The 8,849-nt window shown below is 75.1% G+C and carries 13 protein-coding genes and 1 pseudogene; 4 read left to right on the top strand and 10 right to left on the bottom strand.

Going from position 1 to position 8,849, the window contains the following annotated elements:
- The 7 genes and pseudogenes from JNW87_RS30045 to ligD all read right to left on the bottom strand — a co-directional run.
- Positions 1-1,068, bottom strand: a pseudogene (locus tag JNW87_RS30045) (hypothetical protein); the annotation flags it as partial.
- Between the two features lie 67 nt (positions 1,069-1,135).
- Complete coding sequence (locus JNW87_RS39900) at positions 1,136-1,267, bottom strand: hypothetical protein (RefSeq protein ID WP_255544518.1); 132 nt, start codon at positions 1,265-1,267, stop codon at positions 1,136-1,138.
- A 46-nt stretch (positions 1,268-1,313) separates the two neighbouring features.
- Positions 1,314-1,988, bottom strand: coding sequence for a hypothetical protein (locus JNW87_RS30040; protein ID WP_238454824.1), 675 nt, complete (start codon positions 1,986-1,988; stop codon positions 1,314-1,316).
- A complete protein-coding gene (locus tag JNW87_RS30035) occupies positions 1,985-3,076 on the bottom strand; it encodes a hypothetical protein (RefSeq protein WP_238454823.1) in 1,092 nt (363 codons plus the stop codon). Before JNW87_RS30035 ends, JNW87_RS30040 begins: the two co-directional genes overlap by 4 nt.
- A gap of 109 nt (positions 3,077-3,185) precedes the next feature.
- Positions 3,186-3,596, bottom strand: coding sequence for a hypothetical protein (locus JNW87_RS30030; protein WP_238454822.1), 411 nt, complete (start codon positions 3,594-3,596; stop codon positions 3,186-3,188).
- Complete coding sequence (locus tag JNW87_RS30025; protein ID WP_238454821.1) at positions 3,575-4,321, bottom strand: hypothetical protein; 747 nt, start codon at positions 4,319-4,321, stop codon at positions 3,575-3,577. Before JNW87_RS30025 ends, JNW87_RS30030 begins: the two co-directional genes overlap by 22 nt.
- 99 nt (positions 4,322-4,420) lie before the next feature.
- Positions 4,421-5,449, bottom strand: coding sequence for a non-homologous end-joining DNA ligase (gene ligD, locus JNW87_RS30020; RefSeq protein ID WP_109803236.1), 1,029 nt, complete (start codon positions 5,447-5,449; stop codon positions 4,421-4,423).
- 47 nt (positions 5,450-5,496) lie between these two features.
- On the opposite strand from ligD, the gene msrB reads away from it, so the two are divergent.
- The gene (gene msrB / locus JNW87_RS30015; protein ID WP_109803237.1) at positions 5,497-5,907 is read left to right on the top strand and encodes a peptide-methionine (R)-S-oxide reductase MsrB; all 411 of its coding nucleotides are present in this window, start codon (positions 5,497-5,499) and stop codon (positions 5,905-5,907) included.
- Positions 5,908-5,919: 12 nt separating this feature from the next.
- On the opposite strand, the gene JNW87_RS30010 is transcribed toward msrB, so the two are convergent.
- On the bottom strand, positions 5,920-6,195 hold the full coding sequence (locus tag JNW87_RS30010; RefSeq protein WP_109803238.1) for an isoamylase early set domain-containing protein: 276 nt from the start codon (positions 6,193-6,195) through the stop codon (positions 5,920-5,922).
- A gap of 155 nt (positions 6,196-6,350) precedes the next feature.
- On the opposite strand from JNW87_RS30010, the gene JNW87_RS30005 reads away from it, so the two are divergent.
- The 3 genes from JNW87_RS30005 (at position 6,351) to JNW87_RS29995 (ending at position 7,954) form a co-directional block, all read left to right on the top strand.
- Complete coding sequence (locus tag JNW87_RS30005; RefSeq protein ID WP_109803239.1) at positions 6,351-6,611, top strand: Prokaryotic metallothionein; 261 nt, start codon at positions 6,351-6,353, stop codon at positions 6,609-6,611.
- A 240-nt stretch (positions 6,612-6,851) separates the two neighbouring features.
- Positions 6,852-7,295, top strand: a complete 444-nt coding sequence (locus JNW87_RS30000) for a GNAT family N-acetyltransferase (RefSeq protein WP_109803240.1) — start codon at positions 6,852-6,854, stop codon at positions 7,293-7,295.
- Between the two features lie 59 nt (positions 7,296-7,354).
- Positions 7,355-7,954 carry a hypothetical protein gene (locus JNW87_RS29995; RefSeq protein WP_238454820.1) on the top strand — a complete coding sequence of 200 codons (600 nt, stop codon included), beginning with the start codon at positions 7,355-7,357 and terminating at the stop codon, positions 7,952-7,954.
- Positions 7,955-8,107: 153 nt separating this feature from the next.
- Here JNW87_RS29995 and JNW87_RS29990 read toward each other — a convergent pair whose 3' ends face one another.
- Positions 8,108-8,443 carry a hypothetical protein gene (locus JNW87_RS29990; RefSeq protein ID WP_238454819.1) on the bottom strand — a complete coding sequence of 112 codons (336 nt, stop codon included), beginning with the start codon at positions 8,441-8,443 and terminating at the stop codon, positions 8,108-8,110.
- A 29-nt stretch (positions 8,444-8,472) separates the two neighbouring features.
- Positions 8,473-8,649, bottom strand: coding sequence for a hypothetical protein (locus JNW87_RS29985; protein ID WP_238454818.1), 177 nt, complete (start codon positions 8,647-8,649; stop codon positions 8,473-8,475).
- Positions 8,650-8,849: the final 200 nt, after the last annotated feature.

Raw genomic sequence — 8,849 nt, 5'->3', positions numbered from 1 at the left:
GCGGCCCAGCACCGCGCCGGTCGAGCCGCCCCGGGCGCGCAGCAGCACGTACTCGGCCCGGCGTCGGCGCGCCGCCAGCCGGGCGGCGAGCACGGTCAGGCCGGCCAGGGTGGCGAGCAGCCCGGCCGCGATGACGGCGAGCAGCGTACGGGCGGCGGCCAGCGATTCGGCGAACCGCCGCAGCGGGATGTCCACTCCCTGCGTGAGGATGAGCCCGGCCGGGCGGGTCCGGTCCAGGGTGGCCAGCCCGTCGATCAGCTCGCCGAGCCGGCCGGGGGTGATCCGGTCGGGCGAGATCCGGTAACGCCAGGCGAAGCTCACCGGCCAGCCGGCACCGGCCAACGCGTCGAAGCCGGCGTCGGCGGTCACCCCGACGCCCAGGAACGGCTCACCGTCCCCCGTGGGCGCGGCGAGCCGCAGCATCGACGGGAGGGCATCCCAGACCCCGGCGCTCTGGTCGGTCGGCCGGAACACGCCCACCAGCACGATTTTCCTCGCCGTCAGCGGTTTGCGGTCGGGGCCCAGCACGGACAGCCGCAGCCGGCTGCCGGCGCGCAGCCCGAGCGGGCCGGCGACCGTCTCGGCGAGGGCCACCTCGACGGCGCCGTCGCCGGTCACGCCCGTCTCCGGCCACCGTCCCTCGACCAGGCCGGCGGCCTCCCGGACCCCGCCCAGGGTGCGCACGCTGAGGTCGATCAGCCCCTTGTCGGCGGTCAGGTCCGGCCCGCTGAGCCGGGTGAACCCGGTCCGCGCCGCGTACCACCGCTCGCCGACCGACTGCCGCACGGCCGGGGGCATCCGCTGCTGGAGCGTGTCCAGCTCGCCGGCGCGCGGGGCGGCCACCGCGCGGCTCGTCCCCCGGACCTGCTCCTCGGCCGTACTGTAGAGCACGTCCCGGCTGGCCACCGGCTGCGCGGCGACGTGCTCGCGCAGGCCCTGCCCGGTCAGCCGGTCGGCGATCCGGGGCACCGCCGTGATCAGCAGCGCGGTGACCAGGGTCAGCACCGCCAGCAGCAGGAAGTGCCCGCCGTAGGCACGCACCCGCCGAACCACCCCGAAGACACTCATCGCGCCGCCTCGCTTCGCTCGCCGCCGCGACGAGTCCCCGACACACCGAGCCGGATGATTCGCTCGCTCATCGTTCTCCCCCGATCCGGAGCTGCCGGACGGCCACCCGCTGCCGGATGCCGGTGGTGATGACGGCGCTGAAGGCGAGGGCCACCACCAGCAGCCCGAGCGCGGTCAGCCCGATCGGTGTCCAGGGCAACCGGAAGGCGCGTCGGGCACCGGCCGGCCGGCGGCCGGGGTGAGGATCACCAGCGGGACCATCGTCGCCGCGACACCGGCGCCGACCAGCAGCCCGACGCGACCCCGATGCCGGCCAGGAAGGCCTGCTCGGCCAGGAGCGCCCGGGCCAGCAGCCGGGGCGCGGCGCCCAACGTGTGCAGCACGGCGAACTCGCCCAGCCGGTGCCGGGCGGTGGCCCAGACGTCGACCGCCAGGCCGACCAGGGCCAGCAGCACCGTACCGAGCGCGGCCGCGAGCAGCCCGGTCCGCGCCCCCAGCCAGTACGGGTCCCGGGCGGCCTCGGCGGCGACCGCGCGCCGGTCGAGCACGGTCACCCCGGGCAGCCCCGCGAGCGCGGTCGCCGCGGCGCCGTGCCCGGCCGCGTCGGTGGCCAGCCACCACTCGGGCACCGGCCGGACCGTGCCCTGCCGCCGGATCAGCCAGTCGGTCGCTGCGGGCAGGTCGACCAGCATGCCACCGCCGCTGTCGGCGGTCGCGGGAACGGCCTCGACCTCGCCGACCACCTTGACCGGCAGGGTCACGCCGGCCATCGAGACGGTGACCGTGTCGCCGGTGCGGACGTTCAGCGCGGCTCGGGTCCGGGGGGTCAGCAGCGCCGGCGCCGGCGCGTTGTCGCCGCCCGGCACCACGACGAACCGGGACGGCGGCAGGTCGGCGAACGGGCCACCCTCGGGGGTCACCACCCGGTACGTGGCGTCGACGGTCCCACCCTCGACCCGGGCGCCCCGATCGGTCCCTGGCCGGTATCGGCGAGGTTCCACCCGCCGGTCAGCGCCAGCGGCGACCGGGCGCCCGTCGCGTCGACCAGCCCGAGCCCGTCGATGCGCAGCCGGTAGCTGCCGCCGGTCGCGTCGCCCGCGTCGGCCTCGAACCCGGCCAGGCGCAGCGGGACGCCCCCGGTGTCGGGCAGCCGCACGGTGAAGGGCACCCGGCGGCCGTCACCGGTCGCGGTCGCCAGCGGCAGCCGCCACGCCGTACCGCCGTCGGTGGTGAGCAGCACCTTCACCTCCACCCGCGGATTCCCGTACGACTCGACGGGCGTGCGGACGGTCCCGGTGAGCTGCCGCGCGGTGGCCGGCAGGGCGGTCCCGGCCGGCGCGGCGCGTCCCCGGACCAGCCGGTCGAGCAACTCGCCGGCGGACGCCGCGCCGACGGCGTCGGCCAACCGGAGCGTGCCGGCGGCCCCCGCCGCGTCCAGGCTCACCACCGTCGCGGCGAGGTCGTCCCGGCCGACCCGGACGTCGTCCCGCCAGGCCGGCAGCACGCGGTCCACCCCCGGCAGCGCGGCCAGCCCGGCGGCCCGCTCGGCCGGAGCGACGCCGTTGCGTTCGACCAGCCGCAGGTCGGCGCCGACGCGGTGCTGGGCCTGGTCGCGCTGCGAGCCTTCCCAGGAGGCCACCAACGACCAGGCGAGGGTGCTGCCGCCGACGGCCAGGGCGAGCAGGAGCACCGGCCCGGCGTGCGGGCGCCGGCCCGCCTGCCACATCCCGAACATGGTCGCCGTCCAGGGCCACCGGTCGACGAACCGCTCGGCGAACCGGGTCGCCGGGGGCAGCAGGCGCAGCGCGACGATCGCCCCGGCGAGCACGCCGAGGGTCGGCGCGGCGGCCAGCAGCGGGTCGATGCCGAGCCGCCCGCCGGCCCCGGCGAGGGGTGAGGAGTACTGCCGCAGCTGGGCCCAGGCCAGCACAGCGAGCGCCACCAGGGCGAGGTCGACGCTGGCCCGCTGCACGGCGGCGCCCCGGGTGGGGCGGGAGCGGGCCGCCATGTCGGCGACGTAGGTGCCGCCCGGCGCAGCGCCGGCAGCACCATGGCGAGCAGGCAGCCGACCGCGGTGGCGACCGCCACCGCCCAGACCGGGCCGACGCCGCCGTCGGTCAGCCGGAGATCCGCGGTGCCGGCCCCGAACCGGCGCAGCGCCTCGCCGGCCAGCGCCGGTGCGAGCAGCACGGCCGGCGCCACCACCAGCGTCGCCTCCCGTACGGCGAGGCCGGCGAGCTGGCCGCGGGCGGCTCCCCGGGCGCGCAGCAGCGCGGTCTGCGCCCGCCGTCCTCGTTGAGCAGCGCGGCGACCAGCACCAGCGCGTACCCGCCGAGGACCACGATCAGCAGCAGCGGGGTGAGCAGGGCGGAGCGGCCGACCAGGTCGGCGCGGCCGAGCCGGTCGATCAGCCGGTCCATGGTGGTGACGCTCTGCGCGGACGAGCCGAGACCGGTGGCCTCCGGGAGCTGCGCCGAGATCGCGGCGACGGCCTGCTTGACCGATGTCAGCCGGCTCGGCTCGACCACGGCGAGATCCGGCGCGACCAGCCAGGACGCCGAGCTGGCGCCGGGGAAGGTGCGGGTGAAGTCGGCCGGGTCGAGCGCGAACGGGCCGTACGAGGTGACCTCGCCCGTCCCGCCGTCGCCGACGCCCGGGGCCAGCCGCCAGTACGCCTCGGCCGGGTCGCGGGGTCGCCAGGTGCCGGCGAGCACCACCTCGCCGGCCCGCTCGGCGCTGCGGTCGAACAGCGGCACCCGGTCGCCGGTGCGCAGCCCGAGCGGCCGGCGATCTTCTCCGGCAGGGTGACCTGCAGCGGGGTCGCCCCCGGGGTGGGCCACGCGCCCGCGGTCAGCTCGGCGTGCCCGGCGAGGTCGTCGAGGGTGGCGAGGTCGGCGAAGAGCGGGTCGTCGCCGACCCGGGCCGAACCGAGGTCGCCGGTCAGCTCCCGGCCGGTTCCGTAGCGGGCCGCGGCGAGGGTGACCGGCACCCCACCCAGGCCGTCGCTGAACTGGGCGCGTACCGCCCGGTCCCGGTCGGCGTACGCGGTGCTGTCGGCACCGCCCGACCCGCTCACCAGCAGGCTGCGTTCCTCGGCGGGCGCGGCCTGGAGCAGCGCTCGCTGCCCGGCGGCGACCGCCCGGCGGTTGTAGTCGGAGAGGCCGGTGACCAGCGCGACCGCCACCAGGGCCGCGACCGCGGAGGCGAGCAGCAGCCCGCGCGCCTCGACGGCCCGCCTCCACACCAGTTTCATCCGACGCCTCCCCGGGCCCCCGACGGGCCGACGACCAGGAAGACCGGTCGGGGCGCGGGAAAGGTTCGCGCTCGTTACATGATCGTTATTGGGGGTGGGTCAGTCCCGGGGCCGGTCGCGGTCCTTGGAGGGCTGCACCCGCTTGGGCTCGCCGGGCATCTTCGGGTGGTCCGGCGGGTACGGCAGGTCGCCCTGGCCGGCGCCGGCGTCCCGCTCGGCCCACTCCAGCAGCGGGCTGATGTCCCACGGGGCGTCGTCGATGCCGGCGTGCGGGTCGCCCCGCTCGGCGAGCCGGGCCGGCACGCTGCCCAGGTGGAAGTCGTCCGGGTCCACCTCGGGCAGCTCGTCCCAGTCGACCGGAGTGGAGACGGTGGCCCGCGCGTTGGCCCGCAGCGAGTACGCGCAGGCGATCGTCCGGTCCCGGGCCATCTGGTTGTAGTCCACGAAGACCCGGCTGCCCCGCTGCTCCTTCCACCAGGCGGTGGTGATCAGCTCCGGGCGGCGGCGTTCCAGCTCCCGGGCCAGCGCGATGGTGGCCCGGCGCACCTCGGTGAACGTCCAGCGGGGGTGGATCCGCAGGTAGACGTGCACGCCCCGGCCGCCGGAGGTCTTCGGCCAGCCGGTGGCGCCCAGCTCGTCCAGCAGCCCGCGAAGCTCGCCGGCGGCGGTGGCCGCGTCGGCGAAGTCGGTGCCCGGCTGCGGGTCCAGGTCGATCCGCAGCTCGTCGGGGCGGTCGACGTCGGCGGCGCGCACCGGCCACGGGTGGAACACCACGGTGCCCATCTGCGCGGCCCACGCGACGTGCGCCAGGTCCGCGGGGCAGAGCTCCGCGGCCTTCCGGCCACTGGGGAAGCTGATCTCCGCGGTCCCCACCCACGGCGGTACGCCCCGGGCCGGCACTCGCTTCTGGAAGAACATCTCCCCCTCGATGCCCTCCGGGAACCGCTGCAGCGTCGTCGGGCGGTCCCGCAGCGCCCGCATGATCCCGTCGCCGACGGAGAGGTAGTAGCCGAAGACGTCCGCCTTGGTGAACCCGCGCTGCGGGAAGATCACCCGGTCCGGGCTGCTCAGCCGTACGGTGTGCCCGGCCACCTCGATCTCCGCGGCCGCTGCCTTGGTGCCACCCATTGCGCGACCATATGCGATGGCACCGACGCCCGGCGTACCGTTGAGCGGTGAGTCTTGACGAGAGCGAACTGCCCCGCACCGAGGACGAGTGGCGGGTCCGGCTGAGCCCCGAGGAGTTCCACGTGCTCCGCGAGCACGGCACCGAGCGGCCGTGGACCGGCGAGTACGTCGACACCAAGACCCCCGGCGTCTACCACTGCCGGGCCTGCGGCCTGGAGTTGTTCCGCAGCGACGCCAAGTTCGACTCGCACTGCGGCTGGCCGAGCTTCGACGACGCCATCCCGGGTGCGGTGAAGGAGATCCCGGACCGCACCATGGGCATGCTCCGTACGGAGATCCGCTGCGCCCGGTGCGACAGCCATCTGGGGCACGTCTTCGAGGGCGAGGGTTTCACCCCGAAGGACACCCGGCACTGCGTGAACTCGCTCTCCGTCCGACTGGAGCCGAAGGACGGCTGACCGCGCCGGCGCTCAGAGCACGAGGGTGCCGCCCTGGTCGTCCACCTGGTCGGCGGACTCGTCGTCGAGCCAGACGCCCCCGGTGGCGAGGTAGCGGAAGCGGTACTCACCGGGGCCGAGCCGGACGGTCACCGTCCGGGTGCCGTCGCGGCGGGTCACCAGCTCGTGCCGGCCGGGCTGCCAGTCGTTGAAGCAGCCGACGACGCTCACCGTGCCGGGTGGGGTGTCCCGCGGCAGGCAGAAGGTGACCCGGGTCTGGGTGCCGAAGAGCTTGTTGCGCTTGATCACGTGGTCCTCCGGGGTTCGAGGCGGTCACCTGGCCTAACGCGCGACACGCCGGGGGCGACTCGCCGTCGAGCCGGATCAGGTTCGCCCGTTTCGGTTACCCGGACGTGTCCGATGCCGGACGCTGGTGTGACGTGTCCGTATCGGGGGGTTTTGGAATGGCTACCTGCGAGGTCTGCGGTAACGACTACTGGATGGCGTTCGAGGTGCGCACGGTCAGCGGAGACGTGCACACCTTCGACAGCTTCGAGTGCGCGATCCACAAGATGGCACCAATCTGCGAGCACTGCCAGATCAAGATCGTCGGTCACGGCGTCGAGGTCTCCGGCCGCTTCTTCTGCTGCGCGCACTGCGCCCGCGCGGTGGAGGGCGCGGAGGGCGCCGAGATCCGCGACGCGGTGGGCGCCCGCCCCGCCTGAGCGGCGGATCCGGCCACCGCACCGCCCAGCCGGTTCCTCCGCCTCGCCGGCCGGGTGCCGTCCCGCCAGCCGGCCGCTTTCTCGACGAGCGATATGCCTGAGAGTCATATTCATGCCTCTCAGGCATATCGCTCGCAGCGGTGCTCTCCTCCGCGGGAACCACCGGCCGCCCACCGCCGACCGGGACGGAACCGCCACCGGCGGAAGGCGTCCGGCGGAGGGGCCCACTACCATCGCGGGATGCCCTCGCCGCCGCTCGACGTCCGGGTCGCCGCCTTCGCCGACCTGGACGCCCGCACCTTCCACGACCTGCTCCGGCTGCGCATCGACGTGTTCGTGGTGGAGCAGGCGTGCCCGTACCCGGAGCTGGACGGCCGGGACGTCGAGCCGGGCACCCGGCACGTGTGGCTGACCCGGGACGGCGACGTCGTGGCGTACCTGCGGATCCTGGCGGACCCGGGCGGCGTGGCGCGGATCGGCCGGGTCGTGGTGGCCCCGGCGGCCCGCGGTGGCGGCCTGGCCGGCCGGCTGATGACCGAGGCGCTCGCCCTGGTCGGCGACCGGCCGTGCGTGCTCGAGGCGCAGACCCACCTGGTCGATTTCTACGCCCGGCACGGCTTCACCGTCAGCGGCGCCGACTACGTCGAGGACGGCATCCCGCACACCCCGATGCGGCGGGTGTAACGCCCCGGACATTGATTACGCTGAGCCCTCCAGTGAGATCATTCGGAGGGGACTCAACTGTGAGATTTACGGGGATCCGCTGGAACCGCCGGACGGCCGGCATCGGGGCGGCGATCGTCGCCACCGCCGTGGCCGGAACGGCCAGCCTGGCCGCCACCGCCGGCTTCGGCGAGGACGGCGCCGTGTGGGGCGAGGGGGACGGGCCGGTCAGCACCGCGCTGCACACCGTCGCCTTCCCGGCGGCGAACGGCCGCGAGGTGACGATCCCGAAGCGGGACACCGAACGGTTCGCCATGGTCGGTGTGACCTGGGCGAACCCGAACGTCGACTTCAAGGGCACCGTCGCCGTCCGGACCCACGCGGTGGACGGCGACTGGTCCGACTGGCGGCCGCTGGAACTCGACAACCACTTCGGTCCGGAGCCCGGTGCCGAGGCGACCGCCGGCAAGGCGCGCGGCGGCACGGATCCCGGCACGGCGGTACAGCCGCGACCAGTCGTTGCGCAGCAGCATCGCCACCGCCGCCGCCGGGCTGTGGCCGCACACCTCGTGCACCAGCACCGACAGGGCCGGGACGACCATCGTCGGGCAGCCGTCGTGCTGGACGTGCCGCGCCTGGAATGCTCCGCCGGCACCCTCGGTGCCGACCAGCGCGCGTAGACCCATGGTTTACCTCCACGTGAACCGGGTCTTGCTTGGACAGATACCTTGCCGCTGTCCGGCCGCAATCGTCAATAGCGACCGGACAGCGAGAGCCCGTCTAGGAACTCCGCACCGGGGCCGGGCACCCGCCCAGCCCCGCCTACGCAGCTACTAGGCGACGCCCGCCGGCCGCGCGTCGCACTCGTCGGCCGGCTCGCCGCGCGGGCACCCCGGGGCGCACGGCCCGGACCAGTGCTCCCCGCACTCCGTGCAGTTGTCGTTCTCGTCCAGCCAGCCGGCCCGCTCGGTCTGCGCCGGCTCGGGCATCGCCCGCTCGGCGGCCTCGACGAGCTGCACCAGGTCGCGGCCCTCGATCGCCGCCGCGAAGATCGCGAGCTGCGTCTCCGCCGGCAGCGCCTCCATGCGGTCGGCGTACAGCGCGAACTCGTCCCGCGTCACCAGGTCCGCGCCGTCCAGGTACCGCTCCTTGATGCTGCTCAGGTCCATCTCGCCCTCTCCTCGTCCTCGGCCCCTGCTCACGCGCGCCGCATCCGCAGCGTCCGGCCCTCGAAGCTCGTCGACTTGTTGGCGTAGATGTGGCCCTCGGGCGCGCGGGCGTCGACGTCCACCCACTCGTCGCGCACGTACCGGGTGCGGTAGACCGCCCCGCCACGCCGCTCCGTCACCTCGTAGAGCTCCACCAGCTTCTCCATCTCCGCCTCCGCTACTCAGGGTGCGCGTGCTGTACATATTCGTTGTATGCGACCGACTCCCCCGCGTACACCTTTTATGTACGCAGGGGGCCGTGTAGCGCGTCACACAACCGGCCGGTCAGAACAGCGAGCCCTGCCGGTACACCGCGTCGGCGTCGAACGTGGACGAGGCCGGCGCGGGCGGCGGCGGGGGCGGCGGC

Source organism: Micromonospora sp. ATA51 (genome assembly GCF_016802855.1).
GTDB classification, from domain to species: Bacteria; Actinomycetota; Actinomycetes; order Mycobacteriales; family Micromonosporaceae; genus Micromonospora; species Micromonospora sicca.
This window is presented reverse-complemented; position numbering and strand designations above follow the sequence as displayed.

Coding starts and splice junctions, on each gene's coding strand:
- JNW87_RS30035 (WP_238454823.1), bottom strand. CDS start 3,076: ATGGCGGCCCGCTCCCGCCCCACCCGGGGCGCCGCCGTGCAGCGGGCC.
- JNW87_RS30025 (WP_238454821.1), bottom strand. CDS start 4,321: ATGAAACTGGTGTGGAGGCGGGCCGTCGAGGCGCGCGGGCTGCTGCTC.
- ligD (WP_109803236.1), bottom strand. CDS start 5,449: ATGGGTGGCACCAAGGCAGCGGCCGCGGAGATCGAGGTGGCCGGGCAC.
- JNW87_RS30005 (WP_109803239.1), top strand. CDS start 6,351: ATGGCTACCTGCGAGGTCTGCGGTAACGACTACTGGATGGCGTTCGAG.
- JNW87_RS30000 (WP_109803240.1), top strand. CDS start 6,852: ATGCCCTCGCCGCCGCTCGACGTCCGGGTCGCCGCCTTCGCCGACCTG.
- JNW87_RS29990 (WP_238454819.1), bottom strand. CDS start 8,443: ATGGACCTGAGCAGCATCAAGGAGCGGTACCTGGACGGCGCGGACCTG.
- JNW87_RS29985 (WP_238454818.1), bottom strand. CDS start 8,649: ATGGAGAAGCTGGTGGAGCTCTACGAGGTGACGGAGCGGCGTGGCGGG.